Origin of the sequence: Promicromonospora sp. NPDC050249, from assembly GCF_040656015.1 — a bacterium.
Classification (GTDB): Bacteria; Actinomycetota; Actinomycetes; order Actinomycetales; family Cellulomonadaceae; genus Promicromonospora.
Window position 1 is genome coordinate 1 of the sequence record NZ_JBFAKY010000061.1, and the last position, 15,506, is coordinate 15,506.

Genomic DNA, 15,506 nt, shown 5'->3' on the forward strand with positions numbered 1-15,506 from the left:
ACCATCGAGACCGACGGCACCACCGTCACGGTGACGTTCACGGCCGGGCAGTTCGTGAACCAGTCCAAGCTGTACGACCTGGTCATGGTCCCGGAAACACGCTCGACCACCGGATCTGCGCGAGCACCCCTCCGGGCGCTCCCCAAGTGACCAACCGACGATGACGCGGCGGAAGATGAGATGGCTGTTCTGACACCCCAACGACCGGCACCGGGCTCCGGTGCGCCACAGCGCGAGTCACGCAGACTCGGCTTCTCCCAGCGGCTCGGCCGGTGGGACGTGAAGCTTTCCCCCTACCTGTACATCTCGCCGTTCTTCATCCTGTTCGCGGTGACCGGCCTGTTCCCGCTCGCGTACACCGCGTTCGTCTCGGTGCACGACTGGAGCCTGCTCGGCGGCCAGGGCGACTTCGTCGGCCTGGAGAACTTCACGTTCGTGCTCGCCCAGCCCACCTTCTGGAAGGCCCTGGTCAACACGCTCTCGATCTTCGTGTTCTCCTCGGTCCCGCAGGTGATCATCGCGCTGATCATCGCGGCCCTGCTGGACCAGAACCTGCGGGCGGCGACGTTCTGGCGCATGGGCGTGCTGATCCCCTACGTGGTCGCGCCCGTCGCGGTCTCGATGATCTTCGGCCGCCTGTTCGCCGACCAGTACGGTCTGATCAACGCCATGATCTCCGCGGTCGGGCTCGACCCGATCGCCTGGCACGGCGACCGGATCGCCAGCCACGTCGCCATCGCCACGATGGTCAACTACCGCTGGATGGGCTACAACGCCCTGATCTTCCTCGCGGCGATGCAGGCCGTGCCGCGCGACCTCTACGAGGCAGCGGTGATCGACGGCGCCGGCCGCGTGCGCCAGTTCTTCTCCATCACGGTGCCGCAGATCCGCGCCACCATCATCTTCGTCGTCATCACCTCGACCATCGGCGGCCTGCAGATCTTCGACGAGGTCCGCCTCTTCGACTCGGCAGGGCTCGGCGGTCCGGACCAGAACTGGATGACCACCGTCGTGTACCTGTACGACCTCGCCTGGGGCGACCAGCGCAGCCTCGGCCGGGCATCCGCCGTCGCGTGGATGCTGTTCCTCCTGATCGTCGCGATCGGCCTCGTGAACTTCCTGGTCACGCGGCGGATCTCGTCGTCGGGCACTGCAGTCAAGAAGTCCAGGCGCAAGAGCCTCACCGGAGGGAACGCATGAGCTCCGTCGCTGTCACCGCCCAGACCGCTGGTGAGGGTGCCGCCAAGGCCGCCCTCCGCCGCCGGGAACGAACGTCCGTCGGGAGCACCAACCGCCGCGCCGGCTGGGTCGTCTACGCGCTGCTCGGGATCACCCTGCTGATCTCGGTCTTCCCGCTCTACTTCACGCTGCTCCTCGGCTCGTCGGAGCCGATCGCGATCTCGCAGAACCCCGTGCCGCAGTGGCTGCCGGACTCCTCCTTGTTCGCTCAGTTCCGGACGGTCATCGAGGCCACCCAGATCAACTTCTGGCTGGCGCTGACGAACTCGGTGATCATCGCGGTGATCGTCTCCGCAGCGGTCGTGCTGTTCTCGACGCTCGCCGGGTTCTCGTTCGCGAAGCTGCGCTTCCGCGGCCGTGGCCCGCTGCTCGTGTTCGTCATCGCGACGATGGCGGTCCCGACCCAGCTCGGCGTGATCCCGATGTACATCCTCATGTCGGAGCTGGACTGGATCGGCAAGCTGCAGGCGGTCATCGTGCCGTCGCTGGTCGCCGCGTTCGGCGTGTTCTGGATGACGCAGTACCTGTCCGAGGCGCTGCCGTACGAGCTGATCGAGGCCGCCCGCGTGGACGGCGCCTCGATGATCCGCACGTTCTGGAGCATCGCGCTGCCCGCGGCACGCCCGGCCGCGGCGATGCTCGGCCTGTTCACGTTCGTCCAGCAGTGGACGAACTTCTTCTGGCCGTCGATCGTGCTCAGCTCGGAGAATCCGACGCTGCCGCTCGTCGTGAAGTCTTTGCAGGCAAACTACTTCGTGGACTACTCGCTGGTCATGGGCGGTGTGTTCCTCGTGACGCTCCCGCTGCTGGTGATCTTCGCCTTCGTCGGCAAGCAGCTCGTCGCGGGCATCATGCAGGGAGCTGTGAAGGGATGACCCACGGGATGACACTCAACGTCAAGACGACCGCGGAGGCACGGCGCGAGCCTGCCCCTGGCATCGCCCTGCCGTACACGCCCACCGCACCCCGGACGGGGCCGACCGCCAACACCACGGGCACCGTCGGCTTCCCGGACGGGTTCCTCTGGGGTGCGGCCACCGCCGCCTACCAGGTGGAGGGCGCCGCCCACGAGGACGGCCGCGAGGACTCCGTCTGGGACGTCTTCGCCAAGGTCCCGGGCGCCGTGCTCGGCCAGGAGGACGGCGAGGTCGCCTGCGACCAGTACCACCGCTACCCCGCCGACGTCGCGCTCATGAAGGACCTCGGCATCAAGGCGTACCGGTTCTCGACCTCGTGGTCCCGGGTGGTCCCGGGCGGCCGCACGGTCAACCCTGCGGGCCTGGCGTACTACGACCGGCTCGTGGACGAGCTGCTCGGCGCGGACATCCTGCCGTGGCTCACGCTGTACCACTGGGACCTGCCGCAGGCGATCGAGGCCGAGTCCAACGGCTGGGTCAACCGCGACACCGCGTACCGGTTCCGCGACTACGCGGTCACGATGCACGAGGCGATCGGCGACCGCGTCGACGTGTGGACCACGCTCAACGAGCCGTGGTGCGCCGCGTTCCTCGGCTACACGGGCGGCCAGCACGCGCCGGGCCGGCAGTCCCGCGAGGACGGCCTCGCGGCCGCGCACCACCTCTCGCTCGCCCACGGCCTGGCCGTGGAGGCGCTGCGCGAGCGGGCACCCGACGCGAACCTCGGCATCACGCTCAACTTCGAGGTCGAGGACCCGGTGAACCCGGACGACCCCGCGGACGTCGACGCCGCACGCCGGCTCGACGGTGGGTTCACCCGCATCTTCGCGGACCCGATCCTGCGCGGGGCCTACCCCGAGGACGTGCTGGAGGACGTGCGCGAGTACGGCCTCGAGCGGCACATCCACGACGGCGACCTCGAGATCATCTCGACGCCCATCGACTCGCTCGGCGTGAACTACTACCACGGCAACGCCGTGTCGGCGACGCCCGCCGAGCGGCCGCTGGAGGGTGGCGCCCCGGTCACCCGCCCGTCGTCGTCCCCGTTCCCGGGCGGCGACGGCGCGTACACGCACCCGCGCGGCCTGCCCGTGACCGACCAGAACTGGGAGGTCCAGCCCGAAGGCCTCACCCGGCTCCTGCTGCGCCTGCAGCAGGACTACACGGGGCCGCGCGGCATCGCGCTGTACGTGACGGAGAACGGCAGCGCGTACGAGGACGTCGTCGGACCGGACGGGTTCGTGGACGACCAGCAGCGCCTGGAGTTCATCGACGTGCACCTGCGTGCCATCAAGGACGCCATCGACGAGGGTGCCGACGTGCGCGGCTACTTCGGCTGGTCGCTGCTCGACAACTACGAGTGGGCGTGGGGCTACGGAAAGCGCTTCGGGCTCGTGCGCGTCGACTACGAGACGCAGGAGCGCACGGTGAAGGCGTCGGGCCGCTGGTACGGTCAGGTCGCGCGGGCCAATGCCGTTCCGGAGCGGTCGGCATCGGTCCTCACGCGGCCCGGCAACTCTGGCGACGGCGACACCAACGGCGAGGACAAGGCGGTTCCCCAGGCGTGACGACCTCAGGCCCACCCACCCTGGATGACGTGGCACAGGCGGCCGGGGTATCCCGGTCGACCGCGTCGCGCGCCATCAACGGTGGCCTGCGCGTCTCCCCCGAGGCGCAGGCGGCCGTCGACGACGCCGTCGCGCGCCTCGGGTACGCACCGAACCGCGCCGCCCGGTCCCTCGTGACGCGGCGGACCGACTCGATAGCCCTCGTGGTGCCGGAGCCGGACCAGCGCATCCTGACCGACCCGTTCCTCAGCGGCACCCTCGCGGGTGTCAGCGAGGGGCTGGCCGGGACCGATCTCCAGCTCGTGCTGCTGCTCGCCCGGCCGGGCGAGCAGCGCGGGCGGGTGGGCCGCTACCTGCGCAGCGGTCATGTGGACGGCGTCATCGTGGCGTCGCACCACCGGGGCGACCACCTCGAGACCGAGCTCGGGCCGACCATGCTGCCCGCCGTCTTCGTGGGCCGCCTCTTCGAGCCCGACCCGATGTTCTCGCGCGGCCTGCGCTACGTCGACGTCGACAACGTCACGGGCGGGCGTATCGCCACCCAGCGGATGATCGATCGCGGCCGCCGGCGCATCGGCACCATCACCGGGCCGCTCGACATGCCGGCCGGGGTGGACCGGATGGTCGGGTGGCGAGAAGCGCTGCGTGACGCCGGCCTGCCCGACGACGCAGTGGTCGAGGGCGACTTCACGGTCGCGGGGGCAGCTGTCGCGGCGGCCCGGCTCCTCGACGCGCACCCCGACCTGGACGGCATCTTCGCCGCGTCCGACCTGATGGCGGAGGCCACGCTGCGCGTGCTCGCCGACCGCGGCCGGTCGGTGCCCGGCGACGTCTCGGTGGTCGGGTTCGACGACCTCGGCATCGCGGAGACGACGTCGCCGCGGCTCACGACCGTGCACAACCCGGTGGTGCAGATGGTGGGTGCCGCGACGAGCATGCTGGTGGACCTGGTGGCGGGCCGCCCGGTCCGCGACGAACGCCGCATCTTCGCCCCCCGCCTGGTCGAGGGCGACTCCGCCTGACCCTCGGTCCGCCGAGGTAGAGCGCCTGTCCGGACAGGCGCTCTACCTCGGCGACCTCTAGGCGGTGCGCTGGTGGCCGTAGCGGTGCATCGTGCGGCTCACCGCCTGCTCGCGGAGCATCGTCAGCAGCTCGCGGCGTCCGCTCGCCAGGACCGGGGCGTCCAGCACGGTCACCGTTCCGAGGCGGCTCGCCGCCGCGTCGCGCAGGCCCGGGGCCTCGCCCACCACGCGGATCCGGCCGGTCACCTTGCCGTCGGCGACGGCGTCGGCGAACGCCTCGTCCGTCATGTCCCGCTGCCCGACGACGGTCGCCTGCACGTCCGCCCGCGCGGCGGCGGCCAGCACGCGCTGCACCTCGACGTCCGGCGCGTCGACGCCGACCCGCACGGTGATCCCCGGGACCGGCCGGTAGCGGAACACGTTCGACTCGACGCCGAGCCCCGAGGGGTCGTGCGCGGGGGCGAACTCGGTCACCCAGGCGCGGTCGTCGTCGGCCCGGGCCCAGGCGAGCCAGCCGGACGGGTCGGCGGTGCGCGACGGCACGTCCGGCGCGTCCTCCCACCGGCCGAGCTGCGCGACGTAGTTGGGCCCACCGGCCTTGGCGCCCGGTCCCACGGAGGACGCCTTCCAGCCGCCGAACGACTGGCGCTGCACCACAGCGCCGGTGATGTGCCGGTTCACGTAGGCGTTGCCGACCTCCACCCGGTCGAGCCAGTGCGCCACCTCGGTGTCGTCGAGGGAGTGGATGCCACCGGTGAGGCCGAACGACACGGCGTTCTGCAGCGCGATCGCCTCGTCGAGCGTGCGGGCGGTCATGATGCCAAGGACCGGGCCGAAGCACTCGGTGAGGTGGAAGAACGAGCCGGGGCGGACGCCGTCGCGCACGCCGGGGGTCCAGAGCCGTCCGCGGCCCAGGCCTGCCTCGCGGGCCACCGCGTCCAGGCGGCGTGGCCGCACGAGCCAGGTCTCGCCGGGCTCGAGCGTGGTCAGGGCGTGTAGGAGCTTGCCCTGCGCCGGTTCGGTGAGCGGTCCCATCACGGTCGCCAGGTCGGTCGCCGGTCCGACGGCGAGCGACGCCACCGCGTCGACCAGCTGCCGCCGGAACCGCTCGCCGGTCGCGCTGCGCGGGTCACCCACCGAGCCGACGAGGATCACGAGCGAAGCGGCGGAGCACTTCTGTCCCGCGTGCCCGAACGCCGAGCGCACGACGTCCGCGACGGCCAGGTCCAGGTCCGCCGACGGCGTCACGACTATCGCGTTCTTGCCGGACGTCTCGGCGAGCACCGGCAGCTCGGGCCGCCAGGACGCGAACATCTCGGCGGTCTCGATGGCGCCGGTCAGGATCACGCGGGACACGCCGTCGTGCGTCACGAGCCGGCGGCCGAGGTCGCCGTCGGGCACACGGACGAACTGCGCGACCGAGCGGGCCAGCGCCGAGTCCAGCCCGATCTCCGGGGCGACCTCGTCGAGCGCGGCGTGCACCGCCTCGACGGCGATCTCCAGGCAGCGCGGCGTAGGCGGCGCGGGCTTCGCGATCACCGCGGTCCCGGCCGCGAGGCCGGCGAGCACGCCGCCGATCGGGATCGCGACGGGGAAGTTCCACGGCGGGGTGACCAGGGTGACGCCGTCGGGCGTGAAGCGGGCGCCCTGCCAGGCCTCCGACGTCGGGTCCAGGGCCTCTGCCGCCTGCGCGTAGTACGCGGCGAAGTCCACGGCCTCGCTGACCTCGGGGTCGGCCTCGGCCACGGTCTTGCCGGCCTCGTGCACCATGGCCGCGACGAGGTCGGCGCGAGCGGCCTCCAGGTGCTCGGCCGCGGCGCGGAGCACGCGGCCCCGGTCGGTCGCGGACACCTTGGACCACGCGGCGCCCGCGCGGCGGGCGAGCGCCACGACGTCGTCCACCTGGGCCGACGTCGCCAGCGGCTCGGCGAGCGCCGGGACGTAGCCGGAGAGCGGGCCGGTGATCTGCTGCGCCCACGCGCGGTGCTCGGCGACGGCGGGGTCGGTGTCGGCGGCGTTGCGGAACGGTCCCGTCACCGGCTGCGGCGCGGGGCGCGGGCGACGGCGCGGGGTGACGTCGTCGTCCGAGTAGTGCACGCCCAGCTCGACGGACGCACGGAAGGCGGCCTCCTGCCGGTCCATGGGGGCATCGGTGGTCGAAGCCGTCGAGGCCGGAGCGAACGCCGCGTGCAGGAAGTTCTGCTCCGCCGCGTTCTCCTCCAGGCGCCGCACCAGGTAGGAGATGGCGACGTCGAAGTCCTCGTCGCGCACCACAGGGGTGTACAGCACCACCCGGCCGGCGTCCTTGGCGACCTCGTCGCGGACCGCCGCTGCCTCCGCCGGGGCCATACCCTGCAGCATCTCGATGTCGAGCGCCTCGGAGACGCCGCGCGCCCGGCCGAGCAGGATCGCGAGCGCCACGTGGAACAGGTTGTGCGACGCCGCACCGATGCGGACCGCCTGCGCGCGCTCGGGGCGCAGCGCGTGGTCGAGCATGCGGACGTAGTTGGCGTCGACGTCGGGCTTGGACGTGTACGGCGCCTGGGGCCAGTCGTGCAGGGTGGCCTCGACGTGCTCCATCGCCAGGTTCGCGCCCTTGACGATGCGCACCTTGATGCGCGCGCCGCCGTCGGCGACCCGCTGGGTGGCGAACTCGGTGAGGGCGTCGAGGGCGTCCAGCCCGTCGGGGAGGTAGGCCTGGAGCACGATGCCGGCCTCCAGGTCGCGGAACTCGGCGCGGCCCAGGATCTCGGTGAACACCGCGGTGGTCAGCGCGAGGTCGCGGTACTCCTCCATGTCCAGGTTGAGGAACACGCCGTGGTCGCGCGCGGCCCGGTACAGCGGCAGCAGCTGCTCGACGACGCGGTCGCGGGAGCCCTCGAGGTCCCACGTGACGAGCTGGGCCGCGACGCTGGAGACCTTGACCGACACGTAGTCGACGTCCGGACGCTCCACGAGCGCGATGGTGCGGGCCAGCCGGCCGGCGGCCTCCTCGGCGCCGAGGACCGCCTCGCCGAGCAGGTTCACGTTGAGGGTGTAGCCCTCGGCCCGGGTGCGGGCGAGGTGGGCGGTGAGCCCGGCACCGGCGTCGGCCACGAGGTGGCCCACGAGCTGGCGCAGGCGGGCGCGGGCAGCCGGGACCACGATGCCCGGGAAGGCCGGGGCGGCCAGGGCGCCGGCCCGGAACAGGGCACGGTCGGTGGGGCTCAGGAAGGTCGCGCTGCCGGCCTGCTTGCCGAGCCTTGCCAGTGCCTTCGCGGCGACGTGGGTGTCCTGCGGGCGGGCGACGTCGTCGACGAAGCCGACGGCGAGCTCGAGGCCGGCGGGGTCGGACACGAGCGCACCGAGGGCGGCGGACGCGCGGGCCACCGCTCGGTCGGTCTTGGAGCCGGCGGTCTTGGAACCTGCGGCCTCGGCGCCGGCGTCCGTGCCGGTGGCGGTACCGATCCAGGTCCTGGCGAGGGCTACGGCGTCCTCGACGAGGGTGTCGGCGGCGGGCTGCACGGTCGGCTCGGTCGGAGCCTGCGCCGTGGCGCTGTCCTGTGCGCCTGCGCCCCCGGTCGGGACTGTGGCGGAAGCGGCGCGGTCGCGCCGGGCGGAGGTCTTCATTCCTCCAGGGTGCACCCGAAGCCGTTCACATGTATTGGCGAGATCACTCGCTGTCGGCACCGGTTTTCGCCAAGTGCGCGGCCGCGCGCCGCGTAGCATCGGAACCCCATGAGCAACCCGTCGAACAGCACGGCCCGGCCTGAGACGAGGGCCCTGCTGGCAGCGCTGAACCCCGCAATGGTCTCCCTCATGGACGAGCTGTCCGGGGTCATGTTCTGCGCCAAGGACGCCGACGGGCGCTACGTGCTCGTGAACCAGGTCTTCGTGGGGCGCACGCGCGAGAGGTCCCGCCGGGACGTGATCGGCAAGCGCGCCGCCGACCTCTTCGTGCCAGAGCTCGCCGAACGCTACGAGAACCAGGACACCCACGTCCGCACCACCGACAAGCCGCTGCGGGGCGAGCTCGAGCTGATCCGGCACGTCGGAGGGGCGCCGGGCTGGTTCCTCACCTCGAAGCTGCCCCTGCACGACGAGTCCGGCGCGTACGTGGGACTGGTCTCCGTGTCGCAGGACCTGCGCTCCGGGGACGCCGACGACGCGACCATCCAGGCCATGGCCCGGTTGCGCGCCGACATCGAGAACCTGCTCGAGCACGGCGAGGTCCCGTCGGTGACCGATCTCGCCGTGCTCGCCGGGTGCAGCCCGGCGTCCCTGGACCGCCGGGTCCGGCGGGTCTTCGGGCTCTCCCCGCGCCAGCTGGTGCTCCGGCTGCGGGTCGACCGCGCGGCGCACCTGCTCACCACGAGCACCGTGCCGCTGGCCGACGTCGCGACCGCCGCGGGCTTCTACGACCAGCCCTCGTTCACGCGCACGTTCGCGCGGCTGACCGGCGAGACGCCGTCGTCGTTCCGGAGCCGGTCGCGGCGCGGCTGAGCCGGCCGGCAGAGCCTGAGGCGGCTCCCCCTAAATTTCCGGGTTACGGAGTCGTTGCCGGAAAATTACCGGATGCATCCTTCACCGTCGCGCACCGCAGCCCATCGAAGCGATACGGTGATGGAGAGGCGCAAACCCCGCGCCGCGCAACCCGCGCCCCGCTCCCAAGGCGGTAGGCGCCGTTCTCCCCGGAGGACCCACGTGACGACGACAACGACGTCCACACCCGCATCACCACCCAGCCTCGCGCCGTCAGGATCGCCCGTCGAAGGTTCCGCACTCGCCACCGCGCACGCGCAGCTCGCCACGGCGGCCGAGATCCTCGGTTACGACGAGGGCCTGCACCGCATGCTCGCGACGCCGCGCCGTGAGATCCACGTCGCGGTGCCGCTCCGCCGCGACACGGGCGAGACCGTCCTGTTCCACGGCTTCCGCGTGCAGCACAACGTGAGCCTCGGCCCAGGCAAGGGCGGTCTGCGCTACCACCCCTCCGTCGACGTCGACGAGGTGCGTGCGCTGGCCATGTGGATGACCTGGAAGTGTGCGGTGGTCAACCTGCCGTACGGCGGCGCCAAGGGCGGCGTCGCCATCGACCCCCGCAGCTACTCGCAGGCCGAGCTCGAGCGCGTGACCCGGCGGTACACGTCGGAGATCATGCCGATGATCGGCCCCGACACCGACATCATGGCCCCGGACATGGGCACCGACGCCCAGACCATGGCCTGGGTGATGGACACCTACTCGGTCAACCGCGGGTACACGATCCCCGCGGTCGTGACCGGCAAGCCCCTCGCCGTCGGCGGTTCGCTGGGCCGCGGCACGGCGACGTCGGCGGGCATCGTGCACGTCACGTCAGCCGCGCTCGCGGAGGCCGGCATGGCCCTGAGCGACGTGTCCGTCGCCATCCAGGGCTTCGGCAAGGTCGGCTCGCACGCCGCGGAGATCTTCGCGGCACGCGGCTCGCGCGTCGTCGCGGTCAGCGACCAGTACGGCGGCATCCGGGCCGACGGCGGGCTCGACGTGCCCCGGCTCATGGAGCACGTGCAGCGCACGGGCTCGGTGGTGGACTTCGCCGACGCCGACCGGGTCTCCAACACGGAGCTCCTCGCGCTCGACGTCGACGTGCTGGTCCCGGCCGCCATCGAGGGCGTGCTCGACGAGACCACTGCCGGCAGCGTCAAGGCCCGCTGGGTCGTCGAGGGCGCCAACGGCCCCACGACGGCGGCCGGCGACGCGCTGCTCGCCAAGAACGGCGTGACGGTGGTCCCGGACGTCCTGGCGAACGCCGGCGGCGTGGTCGTCTCCTACTTCGAGTGGGTGCAGGCGAACCAGACGTACTGGTGGACCGAGCAGGAGATCGCGGACAAGCTGGAGCACCGCATGATCACTGCTTACGCGGAGGTCTCGGCGCTGGCTCAGCGCGAGCACCTGTCGCTGCGGGACGCGGCGCTCGTCATCGGCGTCAAGCGGGTCGCGGAGGCGCACCAGATCCGGGGCCTGTACCCCTGACCGACCGCCCGTCGGTCGAGCTTGTCGAGGCCCGGAGGGTCTCGACAAGCTCGACCGGCGGAGGCAGGCACACCGTGACCAGGCAGGCGCCGCGGGCGCAGGGGCCTACGCTCGCGCCATGGACGAACTCGTAGCGCGCCTGCGCGCCGCAGGCTGTGTCTTCGCCGAGGACGAGGCGCGGATCATCACCGAGGCCGCCGACGGCGACGTCGCCCGCCTCGAGGAGCTCGCCGCCGCGCGCGTCGGCGGGCTCCCGCTCGAGCATCTGGTGGGCTGGGCCGAGCTCGACGGTCGCCGCTGGCTGGTAGCGCCCGGCGTGTTCGTGCCGCGGCAGCGGTCCGAGCTGCTGGTCCGGGAGGCGGCCGCACGCGCCGCCGACGCCGGCTCCGGCCCGGTGCTGCTGGTCGACCTGTGCTGCGGCTGCGGGGCACTCGGCGGCGCCGTCGCGGCCCGCCTCCTCGCGGCGGGGCGCGACGTCGAGATCCACGCCGCCGACGTCGACCCGGCTGCCGTGACCTGCGCGCACGACAATCTCAAGGCACTGTCCGACGACGCTGCCGCCCCCGGCACGGGCGCGCTCACCGCGCACACCTACGCGGGCGACCTCGCCGACCCGCTCCCGGCCGAGGTGTGGGGCCGCGTCGACATCCTCGTCGCGAACGCGCCGTACGTACCGACGTCCGCGATCAGCCTGATGCCGCCGGAGGCCCGCGAGCACGAGCCGCACGCCGCGCTCGACGGCGGCGACGACGGTCTGGTGATCCTCCGCCGGGTGATCGACCTGGCCCCGAGGCTCCTGCGCCCAGGCGGGCACCTGCTGATCGAGACGAGCGAGGGCCAGGTGAGCGCCGCCGTCGAACACCTGGTGGCATCCGGGCTGCGGCCCACGGTCCTGTCCGACGAGGACCTGGGCGCCACAGCCCTTGCCGCCACCCTGCCTGGGTAGGCACGCTGGGCCGGTCTCCCTCGGGGAGACCATACGAATCCGGGGTGTGTTGCTCTGCGTAGACATTGTCCACGCAGAGCAACACACCCCGATCGCATACCGGTGCCCCGGGGCGTCTCCTGAAGGGGCCGGTCAGCTCAGGGGCTGGCGGGACGCCCAGGCCTCCAGGCTCGTGCGCGGGCCCGTGAAGAACGGGATCTCCTCGCGCACATGACGGCGGGCCTCGGTCGCGCGCAGGTCCCGCATCAGGTCGACGATGCGGTGCAGCGCGTCGGCCTCGAACGCGAGGATCCACTCGTAGTCACCGAGCGCGAACGCGGACACCGTGTTGGCCCGGACATCCTTGTAACCCGCGGCCGCCATGCCGTGGTCGCGCAGCATGGTGCGGCGCTCGGCCTCGGGCAGGAGGTACCAGTCGTAGGACCGCACGAACGGGTAGACGCAGATGTAGTCGCGCGGCGCCTCCCCCGCGAGGAACGCCGGCACGTGCCCGCGGTTGAACTCGGCCGGACGGTGCAGTGCGGCGACCGACCACACGGGCTCCAGCGAACGCCCCAGCTCGGACGCGCGCAGCCGCTGGTAGGCGCCCTGCACCGCCTCGATCGACGCACCGTGGGTCCAGAGCAGGAGGTCGGCGTCGGAACGCAGGCCGCCGATGTCGTACCAGCCACGGGTCACGAGGTCGCCGGTGGTCGCGGCGGGGTCGCCGCCCCCGCCGACGGCGGCCTCGGCGTCGGCCACCACCGCCTTGCGCTCGGCCTCGTCCGCGGGAAGCGTCTCCGTCACGGAGAAGACCGAGAACATCGTGTACCGGATGCCCTCGTTGATGGCGGCCGTGTCGATCTCGTGACCGGTGTCCCCGTGCACGTGTGCGTCGTTCATGTGTTGCCTCTCGGTCGTGGCCGTCCCGCAGGACTCATGAGTACAGGTCGGTGCTGCACAGCGCCGGGACGCCGCTCGGCTCACCGTCGCGCCGCAGGCAGCAGCCCGGCGCGCAGACCGAGCGGAGGGCCGGGAGCGAGCCTACGGTCGCCTCGGTGACCTCGTCGCCGCGGGCCAGGGCCGCCCGTTCGAGCAGCAGGTCGACGAGACCACTGACGAACGGCCGGCGCGTGCCCACCGTGCCGGCACGGACCGCCGTCATGCCGAGGTCCTTCGCGGTAGCCAGCGCCTCGGTGTCGAGGTCGTAGGCCACCTCCATGTGGTCGGAGATGAACCCGATCGGGGACAGGACGACGTTGCGCACGCCGTCGGCCGCCAGAGCCTCCAGGTGGTCGTTGACGTCCGGCTCGAGCCACGGCTGGCTCGGCGGGCCGGAGCGCGAGCAGTACGCCAGGTCCCAGGGCACGTCGTGCCCGAGCCGCTCGGCGACCTGAGCGGCGACGACCCCGGCGAGATCGAGGTGCTGCTCGGAGTAGGTGGCGTGCGAGATCCGCGACGCCGCCTCCATGGTGTCCGGGATCGAGTGCGTGACGAACACCAGCTTGGCGTCGGCGCCGGAGCCGCCCTGTGCCGCGAGCTCGGCGTACGCCTCGACGACGGCGTCGACGTTGGCCTGAGCGAAGCCCGGGTGGTTGAAGTAGGAACGGACCTTGTCGAACTGCACGCCCGTGGACCCGTCGGGGCCGAGCTGTCCGCGCTTGTCCAGCGTCACCGCGAGGTCCTCGCGGTACTGGCGGCAGCCCGAGTACGACGAGAAGGCGCTGGTCACGAGCGCGACGGCACGTTCGGCGCCCAGCTTCTCCAGCTCGTCCACGGCGTCGCCGGTGTACGGCTCCCAGTTGCGGTTGCCCCACACGACCGGCAGGTCGATGCCGCGGTCGGCGAGCTCGGCCTCGAGCGCCGCCTTCAGCGCGAGGTTCTGCTCGTTGATGGGGCTCTTGCCGCCGAACCCGTAGTAGTGCTCGCCCACCTCCTCGAGCCGCTCGTCCGGGATGCCCTTGCCTGCGGTGACGTTGCGCAGGAACGGCACCACGTCCTCCGGTTTGTTCGGGCCACCGAAGGAGTAGAGCAGCAGGGCGTCGTACGGCGCGGCGTCGTGCGCCGCAGGCTGGGGGGAGTTCGCGGGCATGGTTCCATCTTTCCACCGTCCGCGGTGCGGGCCCGCCCGGAGAGGGGCGAACGGGACGTGACATCGATGCGACGTCCTGTCAGAACCCACCTCGGACCGTGCCGGACGGAACGCCCGCGTCGACGCTCGCGGCTCATGACGCCTTGCGCCGGGCGTGCGTGTTCCCGCGGTCCAGCCGCTCGCGCAGCCCCGGGAGCACGTCGACCAGGCCCGACGGCGCCGGGCTCCGGGTCACCAGCGACAGCCGGACCCCGAACCGGACCGGCGCGGGCACTATCCGGTCGCCGGGCGCCGCGTACCAGCGCGCCACCATGTCGGGCACGACGACGGCGCAGCGGCGCTCCCGCGCGGTCCGCACGGCCGACTCCGCGGTGGCCGAGTGCCGAACCTGCGCACCGAGATCGGTCAGCCGCTGCAGGAGGATGTCGCGCGACAGGTCGAGCGCACAGCAGACCACCGTCTGCCCGGCGTACGGCCGCCGCCCGGACCCGCGCTCGGGAGCGCCGTCGGGCAGCAGCGTGACCAGGTCGTGCTGGCCCACCTCGGTGACCACGAGGCCCCTGGCGATCGGAACCTGCTTCGCGATGGTCACGAACGCCGCGTCGAGCGTCCCCCGCTCGACCCACTCCAGCAGCCGCGGACCGTGCTCCACCTCCGGCTGGAGGACCACGTCGCCGAGCAGCACGTCCAGCACCGCGAACAGCGTGCCCGCGAGGCTGGGGATGGTGCCGACGGACACCGTCCGCGACTGGGCGGCCGCGAGCGCACGGCCGACTATCGCGCCCAGGTGGTCGAGGACGTGCGCGGCCTGCTCGTAGAACTCCCGCCCGGCCGCCGTCGGACGCGCACCGGTGGTGTCCCGGTCGAACAGGGTGACGCCCACGCGCCGCTCCAGCGCGGCCAGCCGCTGGCTCGCCGACGGCTGGCTCACCAGCAGCTCGCGTGCGGCGGCGCCGAGCGACCCGTGGCGGGCGACCGCGTCGACCAGCCGGAGGTCCTCGACCGTGGGGTATGAGCTCATAGCCCCAGCCTATGTCGGGTCATGCCAGAGGGCCGTCTACCGGGCACTGCGCCGCCCGCTCAGGATGAGGCCGTGCGTCACCCACACCTCGTCACCCTGACCGCCACGACCTTCGTCACGTGGACCGGCCAGCGCGTCACCGCCGTCGCGCTGCCGCTGGTCGCGCTCGACCAGACCGGCGACGCCTGGACCACCGGTCTCGTCGGCGGCGTCGCGGGCCTGCCGCTGCTCACCTCCGCGTGGTGGGGCCGGCGCCTGCGGGCGCGGCTGACGTCCGGCCGCTCGCTCGCGATCCTGCTCGCCGTGCAGGTGCTCGGGCTGGTCATGGTGCCGGTTGCCGCGGCGACCGTCGGTGTCGGCGCGGTGGTGCTGTGCGCGACGGGCCTCGTCACCGGGACGACGTCGGCGATGCTCGCGCCCGCGCAGCGCGCCCTGACCGCCGACCTTGCCGAGCTGCCAGGCAACGGGCCCGACGTCGGTGCACGGGCGCTGGCCTGGCAGGACCTCGCACACCGGTCGTCGATGATCTTCGCGCCGCCGCTCGGGGCGTGGCTGCTGGTCGTGTGGGGCGCCGAGCCGTTGCTGTGGTGCGAGGCGGCGGCCGTCGCGCTGAGCGCCGTCGCGATGCTGACCGTGCCGGGGGCCGAGCGACGTCCGCCGGTCGAGCTTGTCGAGACCTCACCAGGGCTCGAAAAACAAGAACCACAAGGTTTGACCCGGGGGGGCCAACG

11 protein-coding genes and 1 pseudogene are annotated in these 15,506 nt (G+C 72.5%); 8 read left to right on the forward strand and 4 right to left on the reverse strand.

Annotation, left to right across the window (positions count from 1 at the left end; translation table 11 throughout):
* Positions 1-180: 180 nt before the first annotated feature.
* From AB0I32_RS26420 to AB0I32_RS26435, 4 genes are read left to right on the forward strand one after another with little or no spacing between them, the layout of a single operon-like run.
* Positions 181-1,200, forward strand: coding sequence for a sugar ABC transporter permease (locus tag AB0I32_RS26420; RefSeq protein WP_357511549.1), 1,020 nt, complete (start codon positions 181-183; stop codon positions 1,198-1,200).
* Complete coding sequence (locus AB0I32_RS26425) at positions 1,197-2,114, forward strand: carbohydrate ABC transporter permease (RefSeq protein WP_357511551.1); 918 nt, start codon at positions 1,197-1,199, stop codon at positions 2,112-2,114. Before AB0I32_RS26420 ends, AB0I32_RS26425 begins: the two co-directional genes overlap by 4 nt.
* An 8-nt stretch (positions 2,115-2,122) precedes the next feature.
* Positions 2,123-3,724: a GH1 family beta-glucosidase gene (locus AB0I32_RS26430; RefSeq protein WP_357511553.1), complete on the forward strand. Its 1,602-nt coding sequence runs from the start codon at positions 2,123-2,125 to the stop codon at positions 3,722-3,724.
* Between the two features lie 29 nt (positions 3,725-3,753).
* Positions 3,754-4,746: a LacI family DNA-binding transcriptional regulator gene (locus AB0I32_RS26435; RefSeq protein WP_357511555.1), complete on the forward strand. Its 993-nt coding sequence runs from the start codon at positions 3,754-3,756 to the stop codon at positions 4,744-4,746.
* A gap of 57 nt (positions 4,747-4,803) precedes the next feature.
* On the opposite strand, the gene AB0I32_RS26440 is transcribed toward AB0I32_RS26435, so the two are convergent.
* On the reverse strand, positions 4,804-8,355 hold the full coding sequence (locus AB0I32_RS26440) for a bifunctional proline dehydrogenase/L-glutamate gamma-semialdehyde dehydrogenase (protein ID WP_357511557.1): 3,552 nt from the start codon (positions 8,353-8,355) through the stop codon (positions 4,804-4,806).
* A gap of 108 nt (positions 8,356-8,463) precedes the next feature.
* Between AB0I32_RS26440 and AB0I32_RS26445 the strand changes: the two genes are divergently transcribed.
* The 3 genes from AB0I32_RS26445 (at position 8,464) to AB0I32_RS26455 (ending at position 11,683) form a co-directional block, all read left to right on the forward strand.
* On the forward strand, positions 8,464-9,228 hold the full coding sequence (locus AB0I32_RS26445) for an AraC family transcriptional regulator (RefSeq protein WP_357511559.1): 765 nt from the start codon (positions 8,464-8,466) through the stop codon (positions 9,226-9,228).
* Positions 9,229-9,429: 201 nt separating this feature from the next.
* Positions 9,430-10,737: a Glu/Leu/Phe/Val dehydrogenase gene (locus tag AB0I32_RS26450; RefSeq protein ID WP_357511561.1), complete on the forward strand. Its 1,308-nt coding sequence runs from the start codon at positions 9,430-9,432 to the stop codon at positions 10,735-10,737.
* A gap of 118 nt (positions 10,738-10,855) precedes the next feature.
* On the forward strand, positions 10,856-11,683 hold the full coding sequence (locus tag AB0I32_RS26455; protein WP_357511563.1) for a putative protein N(5)-glutamine methyltransferase: 828 nt from the start codon (positions 10,856-10,858) through the stop codon (positions 11,681-11,683).
* A 132-nt stretch (positions 11,684-11,815) separates the two neighbouring features.
* Here AB0I32_RS26455 and hemQ read toward each other — a convergent pair whose 3' ends face one another.
* The 3 genes from hemQ to AB0I32_RS26470 form a co-directional block, all read right to left on the reverse strand.
* Complete coding sequence (hemQ, locus tag AB0I32_RS26460; RefSeq protein WP_357511565.1) at positions 11,816-12,565, reverse strand: hydrogen peroxide-dependent heme synthase; 750 nt, start codon at positions 12,563-12,565, stop codon at positions 11,816-11,818.
* A gap of 34 nt (positions 12,566-12,599) precedes the next feature.
* Positions 12,600-13,754 (reverse strand): ferrochelatase, encoded by a 1,155-nt coding sequence (locus AB0I32_RS26465; RefSeq protein ID WP_357511567.1) that lies wholly within the window; start codon positions 13,752-13,754, stop codon positions 12,600-12,602.
* Positions 13,755-13,887: 133 nt separating this feature from the next.
* The gene (locus tag AB0I32_RS26470) at positions 13,888-14,775 is read right to left on the reverse strand and encodes a LysR family transcriptional regulator (protein WP_357511569.1); all 888 of its coding nucleotides are present in this window, start codon (positions 14,773-14,775) and stop codon (positions 13,888-13,890) included.
* Positions 14,776-14,847: 72 nt separating this feature from the next.
* On the opposite strand from AB0I32_RS26470, the pseudogene AB0I32_RS26475 reads away from it, so the two are divergent.
* A pseudogene (locus AB0I32_RS26475) lies at positions 14,848-15,506 on the forward strand (MFS transporter); the annotation flags it as partial.

What these genes read in the sequence shown, in the direction of transcription:
- AB0I32_RS26420 (WP_357511549.1), top strand. Translation starts at nt 181, where the DNA reads ATGGCTGTTCTGACACCCCAACGACCGGCACCGGGCTCCGGTGCGCCA.
- AB0I32_RS26425 (WP_357511551.1), top strand. Translation starts at nt 1,197, where the DNA reads ATGAGCTCCGTCGCTGTCACCGCCCAGACCGCTGGTGAGGGTGCCGCC.
- AB0I32_RS26430 (WP_357511553.1), top strand. Translation starts at nt 2,123, where the DNA reads ATGACACTCAACGTCAAGACGACCGCGGAGGCACGGCGCGAGCCTGCC.
- AB0I32_RS26440 (WP_357511557.1), bottom strand. Translation starts at nt 8,355, where the DNA reads ATGAAGACCTCCGCCCGGCGCGACCGCGCCGCTTCCGCCACAGTCCCG.
- AB0I32_RS26445 (WP_357511559.1), top strand. Translation starts at nt 8,464, where the DNA reads ATGAGCAACCCGTCGAACAGCACGGCCCGGCCTGAGACGAGGGCCCTG.
- AB0I32_RS26455 (WP_357511563.1), top strand. Translation starts at nt 10,856, where the DNA reads ATGGACGAACTCGTAGCGCGCCTGCGCGCCGCAGGCTGTGTCTTCGCC.
- hemQ (WP_357511565.1), bottom strand. Translation starts at nt 12,565, where the DNA reads ATGAACGACGCACACGTGCACGGGGACACCGGTCACGAGATCGACACG.
- AB0I32_RS26465 (WP_357511567.1), bottom strand. Translation starts at nt 13,754, where the DNA reads ATGCCCGCGAACTCCCCCCAGCCTGCGGCGCACGACGCCGCGCCGTAC.
- AB0I32_RS26470 (WP_357511569.1), bottom strand. Translation starts at nt 14,775, where the DNA reads ATGAGCTCATACCCCACGGTCGAGGACCTCCGGCTGGTCGACGCGGTC.